This is a genomic window from Vibrio toranzoniae (assembly GCF_024347655.1).
Lineage (GTDB): Bacteria > Pseudomonadota > Gammaproteobacteria > Enterobacterales > Vibrionaceae > Vibrio > Vibrio toranzoniae.
The window spans coordinates 1,061,183-1,087,183 of sequence record NZ_AP025514.1; the positions used below are offsets into that span (position 1 = coordinate 1,061,183).

Annotated in this window: 18 protein-coding genes and 1 pseudogene; 5 read left to right on the forward strand and 14 right to left on the reverse strand. The window is 43.1% G+C overall.

The genetic code is table 11. The annotated features are described in order from the left end of the window. Nucleotides 1-47 precede the first annotated feature (47 nt). The 8 genes and pseudogenes from OCU50_RS04755 to OCU50_RS04790 form a co-directional block, all read right to left on the reverse strand. Nucleotides 48-1,596, reverse strand: a pseudogene (locus OCU50_RS04755) (SpoVR family protein). A gap of 11 nt (nt 1,597-1,607) precedes the next feature. Next, entirely contained in the window at nt 1,608-2,879 is a 1,272-nt protein-coding gene (locus tag OCU50_RS04760) for a YeaH/YhbH family protein (protein ID WP_060467376.1), read from the reverse strand. 85 nt (nt 2,880-2,964) lie between these two features. Next, a complete protein-coding gene (locus OCU50_RS04765; protein ID WP_017055006.1) occupies nt 2,965-4,899 on the reverse strand; it encodes a PrkA family serine protein kinase in 1,935 nt (644 codons plus the stop codon). 623 nt (nt 4,900-5,522) lie between these two features. After that, nucleotides 5,523-6,023, reverse strand: a complete 501-nt coding sequence (locus OCU50_RS04770) for a YfbU family protein (RefSeq protein WP_060467377.1) — start codon at nt 6,021-6,023, stop codon at nt 5,523-5,525. Between the two features lie 219 nt (nt 6,024-6,242). Next, on the reverse strand, nt 6,243-6,983 hold the full coding sequence (gene pflA, locus OCU50_RS04775) for a pyruvate formate lyase 1-activating protein (RefSeq protein ID WP_060467378.1): 741 nt from the start codon (nt 6,981-6,983) through the stop codon (nt 6,243-6,245). A 163-nt stretch (nt 6,984-7,146) separates the two neighbouring features. Beyond that, nucleotides 7,147-8,148, reverse strand: a complete 1,002-nt coding sequence (locus OCU50_RS04780; RefSeq protein WP_060467379.1) for a lipid A deacylase LpxR family protein — start codon at nt 8,146-8,148, stop codon at nt 7,147-7,149. A 207-nt stretch (nt 8,149-8,355) separates the two neighbouring features. Next, the gene (pflB, locus tag OCU50_RS04785; protein ID WP_046222727.1) at nt 8,356-10,632 is read right to left on the reverse strand and encodes a formate C-acetyltransferase; all 2,277 of its coding nucleotides are present in this window, start codon (nt 10,630-10,632) and stop codon (nt 8,356-8,358) included. Nucleotides 10,633-10,940: 308 nt separating this feature from the next. After that, complete coding sequence (locus tag OCU50_RS04790) at nt 10,941-12,482, reverse strand: DUF3360 family protein (RefSeq protein WP_060467380.1); 1,542 nt, start codon at nt 12,480-12,482, stop codon at nt 10,941-10,943. Between the two features lie 790 nt (nt 12,483-13,272). Here OCU50_RS04790 and OCU50_RS04795 point away from each other — a divergent pair. From OCU50_RS04795 to OCU50_RS04810, 4 genes are all read left to right on the forward strand, one after another. After that, nucleotides 13,273-14,043 carry an ABC transporter ATP-binding protein gene (locus tag OCU50_RS04795; protein ID WP_017055012.1) on the forward strand — a complete coding sequence of 257 codons (771 nt, stop codon included), beginning with the start codon at nt 13,273-13,275 and terminating at the stop codon, nt 14,041-14,043. A 136-nt stretch (nt 14,044-14,179) separates the two neighbouring features. Beyond that, nucleotides 14,180-14,950: an ABC transporter substrate-binding protein gene (locus OCU50_RS04800; RefSeq protein ID WP_010437364.1), complete on the forward strand. Its 771-nt coding sequence runs from the start codon at nt 14,180-14,182 to the stop codon at nt 14,948-14,950. A gap of 78 nt (nt 14,951-15,028) precedes the next feature. After that, nucleotides 15,029-15,769, forward strand: coding sequence for an ABC transporter permease (locus tag OCU50_RS04805; protein WP_060467381.1), 741 nt, complete (start codon nt 15,029-15,031; stop codon nt 15,767-15,769). Nucleotides 15,770-15,771: 2 nt separating this feature from the next. Next, complete coding sequence (locus tag OCU50_RS04810) at nt 15,772-16,449, forward strand: ABC transporter permease (protein WP_017055015.1); 678 nt, start codon at nt 15,772-15,774, stop codon at nt 16,447-16,449. Between the two features lie 82 nt (nt 16,450-16,531). Here OCU50_RS04810 and xthA read toward each other — a convergent pair whose 3' ends face one another. The 3 genes from xthA to emrD all read right to left on the reverse strand — a co-directional run bounded on the left by xthA (nt 16,532) and on the right by emrD (nt 21,137). Continuing rightward, nucleotides 16,532-17,338 (reverse strand): exodeoxyribonuclease III, encoded by an 807-nt coding sequence (xthA, locus tag OCU50_RS04815; RefSeq protein ID WP_060467382.1) that lies wholly within the window; start codon nt 17,336-17,338, stop codon nt 16,532-16,534. Nucleotides 17,339-17,507: 169 nt separating this feature from the next. Next, on the reverse strand, nt 17,508-19,598 hold the full coding sequence (locus tag OCU50_RS04820) for a S9 family peptidase (RefSeq protein WP_060467383.1): 2,091 nt from the start codon (nt 19,596-19,598) through the stop codon (nt 17,508-17,510). A gap of 333 nt (nt 19,599-19,931) precedes the next feature. Then, on the reverse strand, nt 19,932-21,137 hold the full coding sequence (gene emrD, locus OCU50_RS04825) for a multidrug efflux MFS transporter EmrD (RefSeq protein ID WP_060467384.1): 1,206 nt from the start codon (nt 21,135-21,137) through the stop codon (nt 19,932-19,934). Between the two features lie 707 nt (nt 21,138-21,844). On the opposite strand from emrD, the gene OCU50_RS04830 reads away from it, so the two are divergent. Beyond that, nucleotides 21,845-23,962, forward strand: a complete 2,118-nt coding sequence (locus tag OCU50_RS04830) for a methyl-accepting chemotaxis protein (protein ID WP_060467385.1) — start codon at nt 21,845-21,847, stop codon at nt 23,960-23,962. A gap of 139 nt (nt 23,963-24,101) precedes the next feature. On the opposite strand, the gene OCU50_RS04835 is transcribed toward OCU50_RS04830, so the two are convergent. The 3 genes from OCU50_RS04835 to OCU50_RS04845 are packed head-to-tail and all read right to left on the reverse strand — an operon-like array spanning nt 24,102 to nt 25,980. Further along, complete coding sequence (locus tag OCU50_RS04835) at nt 24,102-25,235, reverse strand: ribosomal protein uL16 3-hydroxylase (RefSeq protein ID WP_060467386.1); 1,134 nt, start codon at nt 25,233-25,235, stop codon at nt 24,102-24,104. Between the two features lie 36 nt (nt 25,236-25,271). Beyond that, complete coding sequence (rsmS, locus tag OCU50_RS04840; protein ID WP_017055021.1) at nt 25,272-25,442, reverse strand: pleiotropic regulatory protein RsmS; 171 nt, start codon at nt 25,440-25,442, stop codon at nt 25,272-25,274. After that, the gene (locus tag OCU50_RS04845) at nt 25,432-25,980 is read right to left on the reverse strand and encodes a primosomal replication protein (protein ID WP_060467387.1); all 549 of its coding nucleotides are present in this window, start codon (nt 25,978-25,980) and stop codon (nt 25,432-25,434) included. The genes rsmS and OCU50_RS04845 overlap by 11 nt, the downstream gene beginning before the upstream one ends. Nucleotides 25,981-26,001: the final 21 nt, after the last annotated feature.

Consider the following 26,001-nt stretch of genomic DNA (forward strand, 5'->3'; position numbering starts at 1 on the left):
CTGAATGTCTTTTTACATATAGAGTATCAACGTTAGCGAGTTAAGCGTTAAATCTTGGTTCCATAATCATTACGTTTTGGACAAGTGGTCAGGATCTCTCTATGACCCGTATCGTTGAGCTCTTCCAAAATGACATCAAAACCCCATAAGCGGTATAGATGTTTCATGACTTCATCATAGCCTTTATCAAGAGGAATCCGGTCGTGAGGCCTATATTGCAGTGTCATCGAGCGATCACCACGGACATCTACTATTAGGTTCAAGGTTACTTAAGTTATATTGTGCAGCGAGCTTCTCTCGAATCAAACTGTAGCCTGGATCATCATGGATAGCGCTGACTTCAATCGTGTTCTTATGGTCATCGTCGAGCACAGAGAACAGCTTAAAGTCCCTAATGATTTTTGGAGAAAGATACTGGCTGATAAAGCTTTCATCTTTGAAGTTATGCATAGCAAAATGCACGGCTTCTAACCAATCACTTCCGGCTAACTCAGGGAACCACTCTTTGTCTTCATCGGTTGGTTCTTCACAGATGCGTCGGATGTCTCTAAACATCGCAAAACCAAGCGCATAAGGATTTATGCCATTGAAGTAAGGGCTGTTGTAAGCCGGTTGTGCGACCACGCTAGTATGGCTGTGTAAAAATTCTAAGATGAACTTATCACTGACTAAGCCTTCATCGTAAAGGTGGTTAAGGATGGTGTAGTGCCAGAAGGTTGCCCAACCCTCATTCATTACTTGGGTTTGTTTCTGTGGGTAGAAATACTGGCTGACTTTACGGACGATACGGACACATTCACGTTGCCAAGGTTCAAGCAGTGGAGCGTTTTTTTCGATGAAGTAGAGAATGTTCTCTTGAGGTTCGCTAGGAAAACGAATCGTTTCCTTTTCTTCTTTGTCTTGACTTTTAGGCACCGTTCTCCATAACTCATTGACTTGAGATTGCAGGTAAGCCTCTCGCTCTTCCTGTCTTGCGGTTTCTTCTGCGATTGAAATCTTCTCTGGACGTTTGTATCTATCTACGCCGTAGTTCATCAGTGCGTGACAAGAATCGAGAAGTTGCTCGACTTCTGCAACGCCGTATTTTTCTTCGCACTCAGTAATGTATTTTTTAGCGAACAATAGGTAGTCGATGATGGAACTGGCATCGGTCCATGTTTGGAACAGATAGTTGCCTTTAAAGAAAGAGTTATGGCCGTAACAAGCATGAGCCATAACGAGTGCCTGCATAGTGACGGTGTTCTCTTCCATCAGATAAGCGATACAAGGGTCTGAATTGATGACAATTTCGTATGCTAAGCCCATTTGGCCGTGTTTGTAGTTTTGTTCGGTTTGAATGAATTTTTTACCAAAAGACCAGTGGTTGTAATTGATGGGCATACCAATGCTGGAATAAGCGTCCATCATCTGTTCTGAGGTAATCACTTCAATTTGGTTCGGGTAAGTATCTAAACGGTAATGCTGCGCCACACGCTTAATTTCAACGTGATATTGCTCTAATAGGTTGAACGTCCAATCGGGTCCGTCAGGTAGCATCTTCTCGTTTTTCTTCTGCGTAGCTTCGTTCTTTTCTGCAACGTTTGATTTCGCTGTCATGGCAAGCCCCCTTACGCTGTTTCTTTTTGGAATAGCTCTCTAAACACAGGAAAAATATCATCCACTGTTCTAATATTTTTCATCGCAAAGTTGTCAAAGCTGTTTTCGAGTTTTTCGTATTCGTGCCAAAGGGTTTGATGAGAGCGGCGTGTTATTTCGATGTATGAGTAATATTGGCAGATAGGCAGAAGCTTATTCACCAGCAGTTCTTTACAGCGAGGGGAGTCATCAGCCCAGTTATCGCCGTCAGAGGCTTGAGCGGCGTAGATATTCCATTCACTCGCTGGGTAACGGTCAGCTACAATTTCTTTCATTAATTTTAGTGCGCTGGAAACGATAGTGCCACCCGTTTCTTGCGAGTAGAAGAACTCATGTTCGTCGACTTCTTTCGCCTGAGTATGGTGACGAATAAACACCACATCGACATTTTCATAAGTGCGATTGAGGAACAGGTACAGCAGTACGTAGAAACGTTTTGCGATGTCTTTGGTGGCTTGATCCATTGAGCCCGACACATCCATCAAACAGAACATCACCGCTTGGCTAGATGGAATAGGGCGCTTCTCATAGTTTTTAAAACGTAAGTCGAAGGTGTCAATGAAGGGCACGTTTTCAATTTTTTTGCGTAGCTCGGCGATCTCTTCTTTTAAGCGATTTTCTTCGAAGGGTTGTGCCGGTTCCGTCATTTTAACTTGGTCAAGTTGCTCCATCAGTAGGTTAAGCTCGCGTTTTTTACTAGCTGTCATCGCGGTTCTTCGAGCTAGAGACTGCTGCAGTGAACGCACGATAGCGATGTTGGATGGAATCCCCGCGCTTTGGTAACCAGAGCGGTGTGTTTTCCATTCGGTGATTTTATTGACTTGATTCTTTTCTAGATTAGGCAGGGCTAAATCTTCAAATAGAATATCAAGATATTCATCTTTTGAAATTTGGAAGGTAAATTCATCTTGGCCTTCGCCATCAGGGCTCGCGTCCCCTTGCCCCGAACCACCACCTTGGCCCCCACCTTTAGGGCGCTCAATTTTATCGCCAGTAATGAACTGGTCATTACCTGGATGTACGCGTTCTCTTACGCCGCCTTGACCTTGATGAAAGCTTGGCTCTTTGATGTCTTTATGAGGAATAGTGACGTCTTCACCAGTTTCAGTATTGGTGATTGAGCGTCGGTTGACTGCATCGGCCACAGATTCTTTGATTTGCTCTTTATGGCGTCTTAAGAAGCGCTGCCTGTTTACAGCGCTCTTATTTTTGCCATTGAGCCTCCGATCGATAAATTGTGCCATAAGAACTCCCTCTCAGCTGATGTCGCGATCCTACTTTTATTTAGGTTGTACGAGCGGTTCACTTGAACTGCTCTGTACAGTTTAGTTATGAGGATTTGCGAACTCTTAGGTACCACTCAGATAGTAGCCTAACTTGTTTTTCGGTGTAGCCTTTCTCCATCATACGAGCAACGAAGTCGTCGTGTTTTTTCTGATCATCCGTAGAGGTTTTAGCATTGAACGAAATAACAGGAAGTAGTTCCTCTGTGTTAGAGAACATTTTTTTCTCAATCACAGTGCGCAGTTTTTCGTAGCTTGTCCAAACGGGGTTTTGCCCGTTATTATTGGCTTTGGCACGAAGCACAAAGTTCACAATCTCATTTCGGAAGTCTTTAGGGTTACTGATTCCAGCTGTTTTTTCGATTTTTTCTAGCTCAGCATTCAGAGAAGCGCGATCAAATAGCTGTCCTGTTTCTGGATCACGGTACTCTTGGTCTTGAATCCAGAAGTCAGCATAGATGACATAGCGGTCGAAAATATTCTGACCGTACTCAGAGTAAGACTCTAGATATGCGGTTTGAATCTCTTTACCGATGAATTCTACGTATCGAGGCACTAGATACCCTTTCAAGAACTCGAGGTACTTCTCGGCGGTTTCTTGAGGGAATTGCTCACGCTCGATTTGCTGTTCGATGACGTAGAATAGGTGAACAGGGTTAGCTGCTACCTCTGCTTGGTCGAAGTTGAACACACGAGAAAGGATCTTAAAGGCGAAGCGCGTCGAAAGCCCTGACATGCCTTCGTCAACACCGGCATAGTCTCGGTACTCTTGGTAACTCTTCGCTTTTGGATCGGTATCTTTCAGTGTTTCGCCGTCGTAGACACGCATTTTGGAGAACAGTGATGAGTTTTCTGGCTCTTTGAGTCGAGACAAAATACTGAATTGTGATAGCAGTTCTAGTGTACTAGGTGAGCAAGGTGCTTTAGACAATTCACTGTGCTCAAGCAGTTTCTGATAGATCTTCACTTCTTCAGAAACACGTAGACAGTAAGGTACTTTTACAATGTACACACGGTCTAGGAAAGCTTCGTTGTTTTTGTTGTTGCGGAAAGTTTGCCATTCTGACTCATTCGAGTGAGCTAAGATCATGCCATCGAACGGTAATGCAGAAAGTCCTTCGGTACCGTTAAAGTTACCTTCTTGTGTTGCCGTTAAGAGAGGATGTAGGACTTTAATAGGCGCCTTAAACATCTCTACGAATTCCATTAAACCTTGGTTTGCTTTACACAGCGCACCAGAGTAGCTGTAGGCATCAGGATCATCTTGAGAGAAGTGCTCAAGCTTGCGAATATCAACTTTACCAACAAGAGATGAGATATCTTGATTATTTTCATCTCCTGGTTCTGTCTTCGCGATCGCTACTTGATCGAGAATCGAAGGGCGTAGTTTGATGACCTTGAATTTGGAAATATCACCGCCAAAATCGTGCAGACGTTTTGCTGCCCACGGAGACATAATAGAACGGAGGTAGCGCTGCTCAATGCCGTATTCGTTCTTCAGTAAGTCACCATCTTCGTTTACATCAAATAGGCAGAAGGGGTGATCATTCACAGGGCTTCGTTCACCGTTGGCAGACAGCACATAGATGGGTAGCTTTTGCATTAGTGCTTTGAGCTTTTCGGCAAGAGAAGATTTACCACCACCCACGGGGCCAAGTAGGTAAAGGATTTGTTTACGTTCTTCTAGGCCTTGTGCGGCATGCTTTAGGTAAGAAACAATCTGCTCAATCGCGTCTTCCATCCCATAAAAATCTTCAAATTCACGGTAACGTGCTATCACTCTGTTGGAGAAAATACGACTTAGATGAGGATCTTGAGCTGTGTCAATCACCTCCGGTTCGCCAATAGCTAGCAGTAAGCGCTCAGCAGCGTTAGCATAAGCACTCTTATCGTCTCTACACAGCCCCAAGAATTCTTGCAATGTCAGCTCTTCTTCCTTGGCCGCTTCATAACGTGATTGATAGTGGTCAAAAATACTCATAGTCACATTCCCCTTGTTAACCAGTCAAAACTGACGAGCGATTGAAAAATAGGCTCTTCCTACATTTTAAGGTTAGACCCGCTTCCACAATTTTGCTTAACAATTATGTATTTATTTACAATTTTGCGTGTGAAAAGCTCGGCGAAAGCAATAGGTAACTTGAAGCGAGCAAAATCAAATTATTTTGCATTCGAGAGGGGCTAGCCGTTTGTTTTATGATTTTAGGCAGCTTTCCAATTCTTGAACTGGATTTATGTGTATTAGACGTATAATCGAGCTTGATGTTTCTTTTTCGAATGAGCCTCTTTATCGTGCGCTGCGTTATCATAAATTGATGGCTGAATAGGTCGAATCAGTGAAAAAATCCTTCGTTAAAACAGCCGATGTGGGACAACCATATAAATGGCAGTGACAACACATGAAAAGTGGAAGGCGCGAGAAACGTCAGTGTGGAATCCATTCTCAAATAATTATATGAGTAGGGCTGTAAGCAATAGTGGATTCAAGCCTAGTATTTAAGATTCAAGTAATAAAAAGGGCTACTCAGTTGAGTAACCCTTCTTTGTATATATCAATGTTGTAAATCAGTTGGTGTCGCTGCAATCTAGTGTTGTTTATTAAGCTTAAGCATTAAAGATTTGAGATAGCTCTGTCGCACATAGGTGGTACTGACGAGGGCAATTGCGCCATGTCATTAACATGCGACGGTATTTCTCTAACATTGGCATTTGGCTATTAAAATGGTGGTCAGCTTTGTCGAATTGAGGGTAAAGCCCTTCAGAGCCCACTAGGAAGCGTACGTAGTGTGTTCTCTGCACTTCAGAAGAGATATCAAAACCGAGAAACTGTAGACGACGTTGGTCAACCTCAGTACGTTCTTGATTTTCTAGCATTTTGTGTGATTCTTGCATTGCATGGTACATTTCCATGATGTCGATAATTTCACGACACTCAGCTTCAGTTAAACAACCAAATTCTTTGTTAAGCTCTTGCATTTGGAGTTCGTAACCGCGCTCTACAATCGTTTGTAGACGTTGGTATTTAGCTGAATTCTCAGGATCCATTTGAGACATTAGGTAGTATTGATTCGATAGAATTAGACGCTGAGCATTGGTCATTTCCATGGGAGGAGCCTCACTAAAAACTAAATGTTGTATTCTTTTGTTGCAGTAAGAGTAACAGCATTCCTACGAGTGGAAACATGATCTCAACACGGATTTAATATGATTTTTGAATTGATAAACAAAAGTTGTAAAGAAAAGTGAAAGGATTGTTTGGCTCGAAAAAGAAAACGCCCCAATCGAAATTGAGGCGTTTGAAATCACTATCAACGTAAGCTTAGACTAGTATTTGACGTTTGGATGATACTGACTAAGTACGGCTACAATCTCGTCCATTTTCTCTTTACTTGGAGGTTGTATACCTTCAAGAGGGTAGTCATGGCCGAGTGCTTCCCACTTGTGAGCACCAAGCTTGTGATATGGAAGTAGTTCTATTTTTTCAATGTTGTCCATGTCTTTAATGAATTCACCTAAAAGGTGAGCATCTTCTGGAGTATCGGTGTAACCCGGAACAATCACGTAACGAATCCAAGTGGTTTTTCCGATCTTGTGTAGGTAGCGTGCAAAATCAAGCGTACGTCTATTCGATACACCAATGAAGTCGTGGTGAATCTCATCTCGCATATGCTTAATATCCAGCATCACTAAATCTGAGGCTTCTAGAACTTCATCGATCACTTCAGTGTGCTTGCGAATGTAGCCATTAGTATCGAGACAAGTGTGAATGCCTTCAGCCTGAGCAGCGCGGAAAAAGTCACGGACAAACTCAGGTTGCAACATTGCCTCACCACCTGAACAGGTTATACCACCACCAGAGGCTTTCATGAAATGACGGTACGATTTTGCTTCGTTGATGATCTCTTCGACCGTTACTTCCTTTCCATCATGAAGATCCCATGTGTCGCGATTATGGCAGTACATACAACGCATTAAGCAGCCCTGAAGAAACACAATAAAGCGGATACCAGGGCCATCGACAGTACCACAAGATTCGAATGAGTGAATACGACCAGTTGTAGACATGAGCTATTCTCGTAGAGGAATTTATGCCCCTTATTTTATTACAAAAACGGTACATAAAATAGGGTCAAATGGTAACGAGGTCTTTAAAAGTAAAGGCAACCATCGATGAAGATGATTGTCTTTCTTAAACTGGAAAAGTAAAGGACAAAAGGCCTTATGGTGCCTAGAAGAAAGCAAACATGGTGATGCCACCCGTGGTGTACACTGACTCTTTCGCTTCTTTGTAATCAGGCGTTTTTGCCGTTAGCGCCAAGGATGCACCAACGTGTTGGTTATACCAAGCAAAACCCAGAACGGCTGTCGCTTGTATGTTCTCTAATGTAACATCGTAAATAGCAGGATCTTCGTTGTTTTTATTCGCATACTCGTCCACACCTGAACGATCACCTTCGATAGTCAGGTCGTTAAATCGGTAACGACCTTCAAGGCCAGCATAGGTAAACCAACCCGTGTTTGACGCGCCGATCATACCTGCCTTAAATGGGTTTTCTGTGCTGATGTTTGCTGCGCCAAAGTTGCCACCTAAGTCTGTACCCCAACGGAACATGAAGCCTGTTGAAATATTACTTCTAAAGTTACCCACGTTGATTTCTGAAACGTTAGAGATTTCGAAGTCAGTGTTTACTAACGCTTGATTGCGCATTAGGTTGAAATGACTCAGATACCCCACACTACCGGCGTACTCATTATCAACTTGATATTCCCAACCCATAGGTTCGTCTGATTTCGTGATCGAGTGGACTAGCTTTTGAGCGTCTTCAGAAAGTGCACGTTCACCCGTTGTACCAAACGTGATGTTAAAGCGTTGGGCTTGCTGCGGATTCAAGCTAATGTAGTTGAATTCTGTGTGTAGGAAACCGGCATATGGGCGATCATTGGCTGATGGTGTTTCCAATTCAATATCAGAAGGGGTATACATTTTGTGGCCAATGGTGATCTCCCACTTATCTAGAGAGTTTGCGCCCCAATAAGAAAGACTTAATGGTTTCACCCAATTGTACGGAGTAATACTTGATGATGTGTAACCCAGAAATAAGCCGTTGGTGTAGTCTTGGTCGACACCAAAGATACCATCATTGTCTAAAGCGAAAGTTAATGTAGAACGTTCAGATGCTAATGATGCAAAAGAGAGAAGAATCAATGGTAAACAACGAAGGTAATTCATGTAGCAGTTACTCTAAAATTATGAGCCAAGATAGTACCGTAGTTTGAGTTAATCTATAGAAAAAAAAGTGAATAGAAAGGGAGATTTCTGCTCAATCTAACACTTTGAGATATTGGTGAGGTCAGTACTATTTATATCGAATATAAAAAAAGCCTCGCACATTGGCGAGGCTCATTATTACTGAATGGTCAGTTTAAACGTTGATGTTTATAGAGACTCAGTAAATGTACGTGCGATTACGTCAGCTTGCTGCTCTGTAGTCAGAGAGTTGAAGCGTACAGCGTAACCAGAAACACGAATCGTTAGCTGAGGGTATTTCTCAGGGTGCTTAACTGCGTCTTCAAGAGTTTCGCGGTTAAGAACGTTAACGTTAAGGTGTTGACCACCTTCAATGCCAGCTTCGTGGTGGAAGTAACCATCCATTAGGCCTGCAAGGTTAGCACGTTGGCTGTCTTGTTCTTTACCTAGTGCGTTTGGCACGATAGAGAACGTGTAAGAGATACCATCTTGTGCGTCAGCAAACGGTAGTTTACCGACAGACGTTAGTGAAGCTACAGCGCCTTTCTCATCACGACCGTGCATTGGGTTAGCACCAGGAGCGAAAGGAGCGCCAGCACGACGACCGTCTGGAGTGTTACCTGTTTTCTTACCGTATACCACGTTAGACGTGATAGTAAGAACTGACTGTGTAGGGATAGAGTTACGGTAAGTCTTAAGCTTACGGATCTTGTTCATGAACGTAGAAACGAGTTCACAAGCAATGTCATCTACACGAGAGTCGTTGTTACCGTATTTAGGGTAATCGCCTTCGATTTCAAAGTCAGTTGCGATGCCATCTTCGTCGCGGATTGGTTTAACAGTCGCGAATTTGATTGCAGACAGTGAGTCAGCTGCAACAGATAGACCAGCAATACCACAAGCCATAGTACGACGAACGTCACGGTCATGAAGAGCCATTAGAGACGCTTCGTAGCTGTACTTGTCGTGCATGTAGTGAATGCTGTTTAGTGCAGTCACGTATTGCTTCGCTAACCAGTCCATGAAGTGATCTAGACGGTCCATTACTTTATCGTAATCAAGAACAGCGTCAGTCATTGGAGCTTCTTTAGGACCAACTTGCATCTTAAGTTTTTCGTCCATACCGCCGTTGATTGCGTAAAGCATTGTTTTCGCAAGGTTAGCACGAGCACCGAAGAACTGCATTTGCTTACCAACGATCATTGGAGATACACAACAAGCGATTGCGTAATCATCAGAATCAAGGTCAGGACGCATTAGGTCATCATTTTCGTACTGGATAGAAGAAGTATCGATAGATACCTTCGCACAGAAACGTTTGAAGCCGTCAGGCAGTTGCTCAGACCAAAGAACAGTGATGTTTGGCTCTGGAGAAGGACCCATAGTGTATAGAGAGTTAAGGAAACGGAAGTTCGAACGCGTTACTAGCGTACGACCGTCGATGCCCATACCACCCATAGACTCTGTTGCCCAGATAGGGTCGCCAGAGAATAGCTCATCGTACTCAGGAGTACGTAGGAAACGAACCATACGTAGCTTCATTACGAAGTGGTCGATCATTTCTTGAGCTTGGTCTTCTGTGATTTTGCCAGCAGCGATATCACGCTCGATATAGATGTCTAGGAAAGTCGAAGTACGACCTAGAGACATTGCAGCACCGTTTTGAGACTTAACAGCAGCTAGGTAGCCAAAGTAAGTCCACTGGATAGCCTCTTGAGCAGTTTGAGCTGGCTCAGAGATATCGAAACCGTATTTAGCTGCCATTTGCTTGATTTGACCTAGAGCACGATGTTGCTCAGAGATTTCTTCACGCAGTTGCATTGTTTCTGCTAGGTTTTCGCCGTTTTCGAATTGCTCTTGAAGAGAAGCAAATTGAGCTTGCTTGTCTTTCATTAGGAAGTCGATACCGTATAGAGCTACGCGACGGTAGTCACCAATGATACGACCACGGCCGTATGCATCAGGAAGACCAGTCAGAACACCAGACTTACGACATTTTAGGATATCAGGCGTGTAGATATCGAAAACGCCAGCATTGTGTGTTTTGCGGTATTCTGAGTAGATTTTTGAAACCATTGGGTCAAGAGTTTCACCGTATGCTTTACAAGAACCTTCAACCATACGTACACCACCGTTAGGGATGATGGCACGTTTTAGTGGTTTCTCAGTTTGTAGACCAACGATAGTTTCAAGATCTTTCTCAATGTAACCTGCATCGTGAGCAGTGATGGTAGAGATAACAGAAGTATCGAAATCTACAGGTGCCTTAGTTGCGTTTTCCTGTTTGATACCTTCCATTACCGAAGACCAAAGCTTGTTAGTTGCTTCAGTACCCTCAGAAACTAGGAAAGACTCGTCGCCTTCATACGGCGTGTAGTTCTTTTGAATGAAATCACGAACGTTTACTTCGCTTTGCCACTCACCTGCAGCAAAATCTTCCCAAGCTTTAGCAAATTGCTCTGCCATGACATACCTACCTTTTTAGTAGAAAAAACACGTACATTAACACTGTTGAGCCAGTGCCCCTGGTAAGGGTAGTACACTCTTATTAATAACAATATGTATGAGCATATTCGCTTCATATGATTATATATATTGTCACTACTCTTTATATGTTGTCTTTAACTCTATGTAATCAAGACTACGCTAAAAAATTTCTGTAAACCTTAAACTAAATCAATAAATACCAACAAAAGTTGAAAAAATTTGAGTAGCAGGGGTTGCTACCCAAACTTTTTTTTAATCTTAATACTACTTTTGTGTAGTAAAAGAGGTTATAGCCAAGATGTTAGGCCATACTGACTCTCTAGCATACCAACTGCAAGCATTGCTACTAGACAGATAACTAAAACGCCAACTGGGATAACAATTTTGTCTACAAATGATAGACGCTTCGCACGCTCTTTATCACCAATTAGGCCGTTGTTATCAAGAAGCATAGTTAACGCCCAAGCTAATACTGGGTTAACAACTGCAGAACCAAAGATACAGATACCAGCGGCTTGAGAATCTTTCGAATCTTTAACCATTTGCATACCCGCTTCCAGTAGAGGTAGAGATACACCGACGAGTAGCGCAACACGCATCACAGGTGGCCATACCGCAACATCCATCGGGAAACCAAGAATCGCAACAATAATACATAGCGAACCAAGTAAGATTGCGCCACCAGGAATGGGACGTTTAGCGATTGCAGCTGGGATCATATAAGTACCCCAAGAAGAAGTGATGTTACCACCACCTACTGCAGTACCAACCATTTGACGAACTGAACACATAGTCATTGTGTCATCTACGTCCATCAGAACTTTTTCAGAACGTTTAGGGTAGTTCAACTCTTGGAAGATACGGTGGCCTAAGAAATCAGGTGACCACATTGCTACTGCAAGAATTGCGAACGGTAAAGAAGCGATAAAGTGTTCAATGTTTGGCAAGCCAAGCATCCAACCTTCAGAAGTCGAACCCCACCAGTAAATTGGGTTTAGGTTTGGAATACCCATTTCAGTTTCGAACACGATATCGAAACCAGCGCCTAGTGCTAATGCAATAGCAAGGCCTGTAAACGCACAGACTGGGATAGCTAACCAACGCTTGTTCACTTTTGCTAGGAAAGCGTAAATAGCAATAGTAATAGCAAGAACGATAAGACCCACGTAACCCATGCTACCCGCTTCAACAGTAGAAGATTGAAGACCAACCGCCCATGCTTGAATTGAGTTGATTTGGCTCATAGTACCGGTTAGACCTAAGAAAATGAGCAAGCCACCAGCAGTACCTTCTGAAGTCAGGTTAACGAGCTTGGAGCCGCCTTTTAGGAAGCTTAGGATTAGACCGAAAATACCGATAAGGATAGCCAATGCAAGAGGGTGAGCACCAGCTAGAGCGATGGTACCAATAAGAGGGATCATTGGGCCGTGGTTACCGGCAAGGTTGGCTTTTGGATTAAAGAAACCAGAGGCAAGGATACAGAACAGCAGTGCAGGGATAAGCATTTCTACACGAGCGACTTCAATCGCAAATTCTTTACCAAGGTTTACGTGATCCCAAGCTTGAGTGAGGCCATCAGCCCAAGACATCATTACTGCAGAGTACATTGCGATGATACCAATGGTGCCAGCAAGTGCAGGAACAAGGTCTTCAAGTTCAAAGCGGAAATCACGGCCTGGAAGGTTTAGGCCAAAACGACGAGGCTTCATGATTTGAAGTTCGTGGTCTAGGTAATCTGAGCGGCTCTCAAATTCAGAAGAAGGTCGGTGTAGCTCTTTATAGCTTTTCTCTTCTACTTCAGAGTTCGCATTATTGACAACGTCTGACATAGATTCCTCATATTTTTGTGTTAGTAATTCTAAGATTGAATTCTATAATTTCGCATAATTGCGTTATTTCTTAGTTTTAACTTGTTAGCACTATGTTGCGCAGTTTTAATGTGCATTATGCTGTGAAGTTAAAAGAAACATTTGGCATTTTTTTATGCCTTATTGTGTGTCGAGGAGTTTAACAAGCTTACTCTTTAGGGTGATTGATCTTGATCACTTTAAGAGTGTATGTGAAATAAAGCTACAAAATGAAGCGATTCATTAACGTACCATTGATGAATCATGTAATTTGTTTTCACAAGTTAACGTTTACTATCTTCTTTAAACTCTGTTGCCACAGCGTTCGTTGATGTGCCTAAAACTTACTAGATTGTTTAATTACTACCTGCTTGTCCTGCTTATTAGCGAAACTCTTACAATCTAGTCCCTTTATAATAATTGTGATTTATGTAATGACTTGTGTATTTATGTGTGCGCTATATGTTGTCGGCAATAAAGCATCTTAGTCACATAACTTGTTTTCCTTACCGAGTATAAGGTTACGACAATCTCATTTTGGTTAACTTTATTTAAACAATGTAAGAGAGGGCATTACGAGTTATTGATATAACTCATTCATTAAATTGAGGGTAAAACGCTACATAGTGCATAATAAATCAGTGTGAAGTGCTATTTATTCTGAATTTGCCAGGTTAATAATTTGTTGCATGTTGATCCGTGTGGTGCTAATTTGTATCGCATGAAAAGGTCGGAGTACCTTGCATTTTCACAAACTTGGGAGAGAAAGCGCATGAAAGATGTACCAGCGCTGGACATAAAGGATCTACACAAAACGTTTGGTCAAAATGAAGTTTTAAAGGGAATTTCACTTTCAGCGCATAAAGGCGACGTGGTATCAATTATCGGATCTTCAGGATCGGGTAAAAGTACTTTCCTTAGATGTATCAATCTTTTAGAGACACCTACCGCCGGCGAAATTTGGGTTAATGGCGAATTAATTCAAATGAAAAATAATCGTCAAGGTGTTTCTGTTCCTACCAATGAAAAACAAGTTCAGCGAATCCGTTCTCGTTTGGCAATGGTTTTTCAAGGTTTTAATCTATGGTCTCACCTGACCGTTCTCGAGAATGTTATTGAAGCACCTGTTCACGTATTAGGTGTGCCTAAAGCACAAGCGATTGAAAATGCAGAGTTACTATTGAAGAAAGTAGGGCTGTATGAGCGTAAAGACTACTACCCAGGACACTTATCCGGCGGGCAACAACAGCGCGCTGCGATTGCACGAGCGTTAGCGGTCGACCCCGAAGTGATGTTGTTTGATGAACCAACATCGGCACTCGATCCTGAGTTAGTTGGTGAAGTTCTTGGCGTAATGCGTGATTTGGCTGAAGAAGGAAGAACCATGCTTGTGGTAACACATGAAATGGCTTTTGCTCGTGATGTATCAAACCACGTAATGTTTTTGCATCAAGGGCTAGTGGAAGAACAGGGCGATCCAGCAAAACTGTTTACGGAGCCTGAATCTGAGCGTTTACAACAATTTATCTCGTCGATTTACTAATCAGAATTGAAATACCGTTGCCAAGGTAAATAGCAACGGTGTGAACAATGAAACACAACACGTAAGTTAATAAGCAACAACAAACACAATATTAAAACTAGCAAAACATAAAAACCTAAATCACAGGAGTAGGGATATGAAAAAGTGGTTATTAGTCGCGGCACTTGCTGCAACTGCTGCAACGGGCGTAGCTCAAGCAAAAGAATGGAAAACAGTACGCTTTGGTATTGAAGGTGCTTACCCTCCATTTAGCTGGACAGAAGCTGACGGTTCACTGAAAGGCTTCGATGTCGATATGGCTAACGCGCTTTGTACTGAAATGCAGGTGCAGTGTAAGATCGTTGCACAAGACTGGGATGGCATCATTCCTTCTCTACTTGCTCGTAAATATGATGCGATCATCGCCGCAATGTCTATCACGGAAGAACGTAAGAAAAAAATCGACTTCACTGGTAAATACGCACTTATCCCAAACAAGTTCATCGCTAAAAAAGGTGCAGGCCTTAACTTTGATGATCTAAGTGGTCAAAAGATTGCCGTTCAACGTGCAACAACTCACGATAAATACCTAACAGACAACTATGGCGACACAGTAGAGATCGTTCGCTACGGTTCATTCGACGAAGCTTACCTTGATCTAGCAAACGGTCGTGTTGCTGCTGTACTCGGTGATGCATCTGCTCTAGAAGAAGGCGTGCTGAACAAAGCGGGTGGTGAAGACTACGAATTCGTTGGTCCATCACTAACTGATCCTAAGTGGTTCGGCGAAGGTTTTGGTATTGCTTTACGTAAGCAAGACAAAGATCTGACTAAGCAATTAGATGCGGCAATCCTTTCACTACGTGAAAAAGGCATCTATCAAGATATCGCGGCTAAATACTTCAACTACGACGTATACGGTCAGTAATCTCTAGCGTCATTTCTTAAGGGAGAGGTTCTCCTCTCCCTGTCTTACCAACTTTTCGCAGTTCTGTTGGAATTCATTATGTTTGATTTACAAGGATATGAAGCGTCGATCCTAAAAGGGGCGGTGCTTACAATCGAAGTTGCTTTATTGTCGCTGATTTTAGCTATGGCGCTTGGCATGCTAGGCGCTTTGGCAAAGCTTGCACCCTATCGTTGGGCTCGCGCCATCGCAACCCTCTACACAACCGTCATTCGAGGCATTCCAGATCTCGTATTGATGATGCTGATTTTCTTTGGTGGACAAATCCTTTTAAATAACAGTTTGTACTCCATCAATGAGTGGCTCAATGAGTGGTTCACATCAAGTGATCCTAACCATGAATGGACCGCTTACTTACCCGATTATATTGATGTCAGCCCATTTATTGCTGGTGTTTTAACGATAGGCTTCATCTTTGGCGCTTACATGGCAGAAACATTCCGTGGCGCGATCATGGCGGTGGATAGCGGTGAAATGGAAGCGGCGAAAGCTTACGGCATGAGCCCTGTACTGGCATTCCGTCGTATTCTATTGCCACAAATGATTCGTCACGCCTTACCGGGTTTTGGCAACAACTGGTTGGTATTACTTAAAACCACCGCGTTAGTTTCCATTATCGGCTTAGAAGATATGGTGCGTGTTAGCGCATTAGCCGCGGGTTCAACCAAAATGCCATTTACCTTCTATATGACAGTGGCGCTTATCTTCCTATTCTTCACCAGTGTTTCGACGGGCTTGCTAAAGCTGGTTGAACGTAAATTCAGTATCCACGCGAGGTAGTTATGGACTTTTCATTGATAATTGAAAGCCTGCCGATTTACCTTAGTGGTTTATGGACAACGGCTTGGATGGTTTGCTTAGCTTTGATCATTGGCTTATTTGTCGCCATACCATTAGCTATCTCTCGCAACAGCCCAAATATGCTGATTAATGCCCCTGCTTGGTCATTCATCTATTTCTTTCGTGGTACGCCGTTATTGGTGCAGTTGTATCTTATTTACTACGGTATGGACCAGTTCTTCCCAGTAAAAGACACATTGTGGGAAAACGCTTGGTTCTGTGCTCTGGTGGCATTCATTCTTAACACATCAGCATATACAGCAGAGATCATTCGCGGTGCTATTAATGGCTTACCAAAAGGTGAAGTTGAAGCGGCAAAAGCATACGGCATGAGTACAGCGAAGACTTATAGACGTATTATTCTGCCAAGCGCTCTACGCCGCGCACTACCGGCTTACAGTAACGAAGTTATCTTCATGCTTCACGGTTCAGCGGTAGCCGGTATCGTAACGATTATGGATCTTACGGGTGCTGCGCGTTTGGTTAACTCACGTTACTACGCTCCGTTCGAGTCTTTCCTAACAGCGGGTCTTTTCTACATGGCGTTGACGTTTATCATTATTGCGATTTTTAAATTCGCAGAAAAACGTTTCTTAGCTTACCTAAGACCGCTTAGCTAATAAGCAGACAGCAATAATTTCAGTTGAACAAACGGCGCTTTCATAGCGCCGTTTTTTTATGGATAAACTCGTTTGCGTTGAGCTATTTAAACGTCGACCAAATTGGTGCGTGATCAGACGGTTTTTCAATACCACGCAGCTCGTAGTCGATGCCTGCTTCAGTACATTTATCTATAAGTTTCTGTGTGGCTAGGACTACATCAATACGTAGGCCACGGTTGTCTACGAAACCTTTCGAGCGGTAATCGAACCACGAGTATTGATCGTTTACTTCAGGGTGCAATAAACGGAAGCTATCCACAAAACCCCAATCCATCAATGTTTTCAACCATTCACGTTCTTCTGGTTGGAAAGAACACTTACCGGTTTTCAGCCAACGCTTCGCATTAGGTTCACCAATACCGATATCAGCGTCGATAGGGCTGATATTAATGTCGCCCATCACAATCACTTGTTCATCTTTGTTGTGGTAATCGTTTAGGTAAGTCATCAAATCTTTGTAGAATTGACGCTTGTACGGGTATTTGGTTTCGTGCTTGATGTTATCACCTTGAGGGAAGTAGCCATTTAGCACAGTAACCTTTTCACCATTTTCATCTTCAAACGTCGCCATGATCATGCGCTTTTGATGGTCTTCATTGTCTGTTGGAAACCCCTTCTGCACAGAGATAGGCTCTTGCTTACACAACATAGCCACACCGTAGTGTGCTTTTTGACCGTGGAAGTAAACCTTGTAGCCCATTGCTTCAACATCAGCAATAGGGAAAGCTTCATCGTGCACTTTTATCTCTTGCAGACCAATTACGTCCGGTTGGTGTTTGTCGATAACAGCTTGCAGTTGATGAAGTCGGGCTCTTAGGCCGTTGATGTTGAAGCTAATTACTTTCATTTGTTTTTATACCTCTCGTAAACCTTTGTCACTGCGAGTTTTCAAAGATTTTTGATTTGGTGGATTTCATGGTTCATCGTATTTAACCATGCTTAATAATTTCTGTCGCCATTTTGTCGAGACTAAATGGCGACGTTAAATTGTGTGAATACCTAGAGTTACGCTGAGTCTACTGAGTTTTTAGTAAGTCTAAAAAGAAGGCGTATTCAAGAGCATTTTCTTTTAATCGCTTAAATCGACCAGAAGCGCCGCCGTGACCGGCTTCCATATCGGTTTTGAACACCAGTACATTGTTGTCTGTTTTCATTTCACGCAGCTTCGCCACCCACTTCATTGGCTCAAAGTATTGCACCTGTGAGTCATGGAGACCTGTTGTCACCAACATGTTCGGGTAGCTTTGCACTTTTACATTGTCGTATGGTGAGTAACCCAACATGTAATCGTAGTAGGTTTTATCGTTTGGGTTGCCCCATTCGTCATACTCGTTGGTGGTTAGAGGGATCGATTCATCAAGCATGGTTGTCACAATGTCTACAAACGGAACATGTGCACCAATACCACGGTACAGTTCTGGCGCTTGGTTGATGATTGCCCCCATTAGTAGACCGCCAGCAGAACCGCCCACCGCAAATACTTTATCTTTAGCGCCGTAACCTTCTTCAACAAGCTCTTTGGTTACATCGATAAAGTCATTGAACGTGTTTTGTTTGGTCAGCTTTTTACCGTCTTCATACCAAGGACGTCCTAGCATTTCTGAACCGCGGATGTGAGCGATCGCAAAAACGAAGCCTCTATCAAGCAGGCTGAGACGAGTTGAGCTGAAGGTCGGTTCAATGGTGGAGCCGTAAGACCCATAGCCGTATTGGTAGATTGGGTTAGTGCCGTCTTTTTTGAACAAATCTTTACGATACACCAAAGAGACAGGGACTTGCTTACCATCGCGAGCCGTAACCATAATTCGCTCTGATTGGTAGTTATCCGCTTCAAAGTCACCTAATACTGGTGTTTGCTTTTTGATTTCAGACTCACCCGTGCTGAGGTCAAAATCATAGTAAGTACCTGGCGTGGTTAAGCTGCTGTAATAGATACGAACTTTTGAGTTATCTAATTCATAGTTACTCGTTAAGTAAGCGGCGAAAGCGGTGTCGTTAAATTCAAGTGGGAACTCGTTGCCTGTTGAGAGTTGGCGAACTTTTACTGTAGACAAGCCATCCGCGCGTTGCTCGTAAACAAGATGGTCATCAAAGAACTCGAAATCAACAAGTTGAGTGTTGTCGTCTGCTGCGATGACATCGACCCATTTTGAGCGGTCATGCATGTCTTCGGCTGTGACTTTCATTAAACGGAAGTTGACTGCTTGGTAGTTGGTGTAGATGTAATACCAATCACCTAGCTTAGCGATGCTGTACTCAATACCCGTTTCTCGTGGGTAAAAAGCTTCAGCTTTAGCCTTCGGGTTGTTGGCATCGATGACTGACACACCACTGGTTTCTGTGCTCGAGTGCCAAATGTAGACCTGTTCACCATCTTTGCTTTTACTTAAAGAGGTGTAGTAAGCGCTGTCGGTTTCTTCGTAGATTAGCTCATCGCTTGTTTGAGGTGTGCCTAATACGTGGCGGTAAACTTGATAACCTAGCAGCGTTTGTGGATCTTTCTTAATGTAGTAAAAGGCTTGGTTATCGTTTTGCCACGCGATAGCACTCGAAGCACCTTCTATTTCGTCTTTTAGGTATTCACCAGTGGTGAGGTCTTTAATCTTGATGGTGTAAATGCGGCGACTCAGAGTATCTTCGCCATAGGCCAACAAGTTTTCGTCTGGGCTGATTGTTAGGCCACCAATACTGAAGAATTCGTGTTCTTTTGCTAGTTCGTTAACGTCTAAGATGACTTGCTTGTCTGTGCCTAAAAAGTCTTTTTCACGCAAGTGAACTGGGTATTCGTTGTCACCTGTAACTTCATTCGAGTAGTAGTAGCTGCCTTTGCGAACTGGTACCGAATTGTCGTCTTTGGCGATTCGTCCTTTGATCTCCTCAAATAGCTGTTCTTGCAATGCTTCAGTGTGTTTGAGCACAGTGTTGGCGTACTGATTCTCTTGCTCGAGGTGGTGCAAGATCTCTGGATCTTGGCGTTCGTCGTCACGCATCCAGTAGTAATCATCGATTCGGGTATCACCATGAATCGTCATTGCATGAGGGACTTTCTTAGCAACAGGAGCTTGTGTTTGCTGAGCGATGAGTTGCGATTGAGAGTAGTGGTTCATGGTTGGTATTCCTTGATTGCTGCATCCGGCGACAAGTGCGACCGATGATATGGCTAATGTGGTTAAAGCTAAACGCATCTGTATATCCTTATTGTGTTCCTTACTCGTTTTAATGCCAGCATCCTTTTTCTAGTTACCTTGGTTTTCTTCCAGTGATGTTGTTTATATTGGATTCTGGATTTATATTTTTAACGTAAGTCTCTGTTATTGTTTTCAAAAAATCAAAGTAATGTTGAATGAAATTGCTGATTCGTGAGAGAGGAAAAAATAAATGTGAAAAAAGGGACATACTCTTCAGTATGTCCCTCTTCGTTGTTTGGGCAGGGTTGAGTTTTAGATTACCAACGGCATTTCGTTTGAGTGATCATGTTTACGATTGACCCAACGTAAACCAAGCATCACGATAAATGACATTACAATCATCAAACAACCGAGTGGCAGTTGGTCTTGAGCGGGGAAGAACGATGCCAATAGTGTTGCGATACCAGCTCCTAAGTTCTGCATGCCACCTAAAATAGCACCTCCCGTGCCTGCATGGTATGGGAATGGCGAAAGCGCCCCTGTTGTTGCGGCTGGGAATAGGATGCCAGCGCCCAAGAAGTAAATAGTTGCACCGCCAATCAGAGTTAATGCTGTCGTTTGACCAAACAGGCCCGGAATCAATACCACGGTTGAGCCTACTAAGATCGCCACTAGACCAACATTCAGTGAGCGGCGCTCAGAGCGACGTTGTGCGATGTAACTCGATAAGCCAGCACCGACTAAGTAACCCGGAATGGGTAAGACAAACAACAAGCTTACTGTGGTCGCTGGTAAGCCTAGTACGCCGCCAAGCAGTACGCCTGCCGCAGCTTCAAATACGGCTACTCCAGCAAATGTTGCGACCAATATCAGTAAGAAACCTTGGAAGCGTTTGTCGGACAGAACGAATTTGTAGCTATTGACCACCGATTCATGTTTGCGTCGCTCTTTTGGTAGGGTTTCCATCATGCTCGTCATCATGGTGATCACAACGGCTATGCCAAACAGCGCAAGGAATAGATAGCTAGAACGCCAACCGAAAACTTCTGTTAGATAACCACCCAATACAGGCGCCATCAATGGTGAGAAAATCACACACATGCTGATTAAACTGTTTGCACGGTGCAGCTCTGCGCCTTCAAAACAGTCACGAGTCAATGTACGAGACATCGCCCCACCACAACCGATTCCCAACCCTTGGATAAAGCTACCTGCTAAGAACCAGTCATATTCATGAGCGAATAATGCCATCAAAGTACCAATGATATAGATGATTAACCCAGCAACGATGATTGGTTTACGACCTAGACGATCAGAAAGCGGGCCGTAGACAAATTGCGACAGGCCATAAGGGATCAGGTAACACGCCATCACCGCTTGAAGTGAAGACGCTGATACTAAGAACTCACCCGCCATATGACCGATAGAAGGCACATACATCGTTTGAGTCATTTGACCTACGGCAGTCAGAATTGCGATTAAAAAGGTAAGTTTCGCTAATGGAAACGAGGCGGACATTTGCGTATCTCTCCAAAAAATAGGACGTAAAAAGCCTTAGCGCTCCATTAAGGAGAGCCAAATAAGTAAAGTGATTAGGGAATCTAGGCGCGAGATATTAGAACTTGAGTGGCGACTTAGCAATCAAAAAATGTGAAGTTGGACAAGATAAAAATCTATAACTTGGATTATAAAAACTAATCCGAAATTAGTGCGGTTTAACGATAAAAAGGGTGAATAGGTTTCCTTGAAATATCACAATTACGATGACCTACTTGAGGTATTCATAATATTCATAACCTGAAGTGCAGACGAAAAGAAGTTTAAGGAGAAAGGTTTCAGTAGCCGAGTGAAATATAACCGTTTTTATCAGAGTGACGATGTAGAAAATAAAAAAGGTTGCCTTGATAAAACAGCATTCCCATTAATGATGACAGGTTAAACGTCTCTCTAGTTGCGTCTATCTTAGTTGCGAACACCGTTAGTTGGGCATTTTCGCTTCAATCATTTAACTTGGCGTGACAAGCTGAAAGCTCTTGAAATCACAGTAACAAAAGACAAAAACACGACTTATTAACATTTATGTAAACTTTCGTTTTATATGTCTGCAAATTGTGCTGTAATTATCCGCTAAGCTATTCGTCTAACCTCATTAGCATTGTATGCAGGTAGTTATCAATGTGAGAGTTAGGGTTAAGGAAGTCTTTTGGCTTAAATAAGGATATTCAATGCGCTCTCTATCGGTACAGTGGAAAATAACCCTCTTAGCAGGTTGTTGCCTACTCATTACTTCACTGTCTCTTATTGGTTTCTCGATCTACAACGCGACGAGCAATCAACAAGTCATCAAATCTCAAAGCTCAGAATCGGTTATCAACAAAACTCAGCAGTTGTTGGCGTCAGTTTCTCAGCTCAATGCTCAAGAAACGCAACGTTATATCGACGAAGCTATTTACCGCGCCGAGATGCTAGCGGCGAGTGCTCTGTTTCTAAAGAATAATGCGGATGAAAACTTTACCCCAAGTGAAGAACTTCGTACTGCATTGGATGAAATGGTGCGTCGTTCAGTTTTAAATTTTGATTCGATTCAAGGGGCGTACTTAGTCTTTAAGCCAGATTTGCTTGATAGTGAAGACGCGAACTATGTGAATGCAGATTATGTCGGCTCTAACGAAAAAGGCCGTTTCGCACCTTATTGGAAGGTGGCTGATAACGGTGAGAATGTTTTGCCGAACGTGATCTCAGAATCAACATTGAGCGATGATAGCAATAGTGAGCGTTTTTATTGTCCTTTGTCATCAGGGCAAACGTGTATTAGTACACCAAAAGTTGTAAACAGCGGTGGTAAAACCTTACTGACTTCCTCAATTTCTGTGCCTATTTTAGTCGATGATGTAGCCATTGGTTTCTTAGGGATAGACCTAAGGCTTGATGGCTTAGTGGATGTAGTCACTCAATCTGATCAAAGTTTGTTTGATGGTGCTGGTGCTATTTATGTCGTTAGTTTGGACGGTTCGGTTATTGCTTCTGATGATTCTAGTATTGCTGTTGGTTCGACTTTCCAGAGTGACCACACGAACAGTGATTTGATGACCGACTTTATCTTTGGTGGCGAAGTGACAACGCAATGGAGCAAAAACGACGAGTGGTTACTCGCATTTGCTCCTGTTATAGCGGCTAACCAAACTTGGGGAGTTCTATTCGAGATCCCAAGAGAGAGTGTCGTCGCTGATGCAAACCAGTTGGATTCCATCATTAGTACTAAGTTAAGTCAAGGTATCAAAACAGAAGTTATCGCAGGCACTCTCTTTACTCTATTTGGCTTGGCCATTATTGCATTTGCTTCACTGTCCATTGTTAAGCCAATTCGACAGGTGGTTGAGAGGTTGAATGATATTGCTTCTGGTGAAGGTGATTTAACGCAGCGTTTAGAAGTGAAATCTCAAGATGAAATAGGTCAGCTATCGAAAGGCTTTAATCTGTTCCTAGATAAGCTTCAGCACACAATCAAAGAAGTGGTTTTAACTACAGAGCAAGTGGCGAGCACAACAGGCCAAGCGAAAGCATCCGCATCAAGCACTCGTGAAAGCAGCGAATCTCAATTCAAAGAAGTGGATTTAGTTGCAACAGCGGCAGAAGAGATGACTCAAACAGCAGGTTTGGTGGTACAAAACGCAGAAGTGGCCGTTGATGCGGCTAGCGAAGCTAACCGTTCTGCTCAACAAGGCCAAGAAGTTATCGAGCTTTCTGCCGGTGAAATGAGAAAGCTGGTGGAGCGTATGTCGAGCGCGGTGCCTATTGTTGAAGAGCTAGCAAAGAATAATGGAAACATCACCGAGATCTTAAGTGTCATTGAAGGGATTTCTGAGCAAACTAACTTATTAGCACTGAATGCGGCGATTGAAGCGGCGAGGGCCGGTGAGCAAGGTCGAGGTTTTGCGGTTGTTGCGGATGAGGTGAGAAACCTAGCAAGTCGCACGCATTCATCGGTTGGTGAAATCAGAGCGGTTATCGATAAGGTTCACGCAGGTACTCAAGATGTTGTTGAGGCGATACAAGAAGGTAATATTCTCGCCAATGATACCGCGTTACATGTTCAAAAAGCGGTTGAAGATCTTGGTTCGATCTTTACCTCGATAGAAGCGATCAGTGACATGAACAATCAGATCGTCAGAGCGGCAGAAGAGCAGCAATCCGTTTCTGGTGAAGTGAATCAAAGCGTGGTTAACATACGTGATTTGAGTGCTAAGATTTTAGAGCAAGCTGCGGCGTCTGAACAAGTCGGAAGTGAAATTGATCAGCTGTCTCAACAGCAACAGAAATTAGTTAATCAGTTTAAGGTCTAGTGGTTTAGAACTGATTAAAAAGGTGAATTAAAAAAGGACAAATGAAGATTTCATTTGTCCTTTTTTTTCTTCTGAGGTTTGCTCTAACGTTCTAGCTTCTAAAATTCAGTAATTTCCGCCGAAACCTCTGCTAGCGAAGTTAGTCTTCAATAAACCAGTAACCTTTGTTCACTAACTCAGTCACAATCGTTACGCCCGAAGGAGATAGAGTGGCAGCTGAATTAATCACGGCCTCATCGCAAAGTATGTTGAGTAGTGATGAGTCAGCTTCGTCAACCTTAACCACTTCACCATTGATGTAAGCCGTGTTGCTTTCATTTTCATGGTAGAGCGCTTTTAAGCCTGATACACGATGAATCTCGCCCTCAGACTCTAAGTGCTGAGCGATCTCTTCTTGAGTCCACAAAGGCTCAGGTGCAACGATATCAAGCTGGTGGCGTGACTGGCTTAGCAAGCAACCCATGAAATCACTGATCGTTTCTGGTTCTTCCAAGGCTGACTTCAACATATCAGTCAGGTTATCTAAGTCTGATGAGCGAATCTTGCCGTAGCCTTCTTGCGTTTTGAACTCTGGATCATGCAGGTGAACGTCACCCATATCATGAGCAAGTACAAAGTCGGCAAAGTTGCTGATCAGCTCTTGTTCTTTAGGGGAGCGATAGCCAATAGAGTAGCTCATTGACGGCTCTAACGTGTTCCCTTCATGCGGGAAACCTGGTGGGATATAAAGGATATCGCCAGGTTCTAAGATTTCGTCAATGATTGGCTCAAAGCCTTCTATTTGACGAAGTGCAGAGGCTTGAACGGATTCTGTGTACTGACCTATATCCTTCGCACCAACCTTCCATTGACGCTTACCTTGACCTTGGATGATGAATACATCGTATTGATCAATGTGAGGGCCTACACCGCCTTCAGGTGCTGAATAGCAGATCATGAGGTCGTCGAACAACCAGTTTGGTAATTGTTGGAACGCTTCAGTCAGCTGATGTGCACCTTGATGCCAGTGGTTCGCCGCTTGAACAATCAATTGCCAATGGCTTTCAGTGAGTTCACCAAACTTTTCTTCAGAAAAAGGGCCATGTTCTGCTGTCCATTGGTTGTCGAGGTTAGAAACAAAGCGAGAATCCACTTCTTCTTCCATCGATAAACCAGCAAGTTCTTCCGGCGAAATGGGGTCGACGAAGTTTTGGAAGCCACCTTTTAAGATGGTTGGTTTTTTATGCCAGTAATTTTCAAGAAATTCTGGCATAGAAAAGCTAAGTTGGTACATGTGAATCCTGTATATTTTAATGCTAGATGCTAGATGCTAGATGCTAGATGCTAGTTTGGCTTGTAAATCTTGCTGGACAATTTTGATTGCTTCTAACGCTACTTTTGGATCGATTTCGTTGCTTTCGAGCAGATAGATCAGGTCGACAGCCAACTTAACTTCTTCTGGTGCGTTATCCAGTGGTGATGGTGTGTTATCAGTGTTCATTTCGCTTAGGGTTCTCTAAGTTAATCAGTCTCTCAATATTTTTCATTGAGTCTTCACAGCGCTCTAATCGTTCTTTTGCTAACTGCCAAGCCTCTTCCGCTTTTTTCTTACTGTGACGAGGCGCAGAATCAAACGCTAACTTTCGTGCTTGAACTAAATCGACTAGCCGCTTTTGCCAATCTTGATGCTGTGCAAGTTCATTGTATAAATCGTTTAAACTTTTCCCTGATTTACTTTTTCTATCTAGACGCAAATCGTGGTTGGCTAACTCTCGTTGAATCGCAGCAATCTGGTTGGTCAGCTTTTCAGTTAGATAATTCGCTCGTGATGAAGTGAGTTGATTGGTGCTCTGTTCACGAATGATTGTGTTATAAGTCGCCTGAGTTTCGAGTGCATAGGGAAGCAGAATAGAGGAACCACACTTAAACAAGGCTCGATCAAACAGTGCTTGATGGTAAGCACCACGAGATTTATCGACCTGAGAGCAATGGCCAATCAAGGTGTCAATAACACTTTTTAGTTTTGAAAACTGATTCATGTTGCTTCCTGTTTGCTGGTG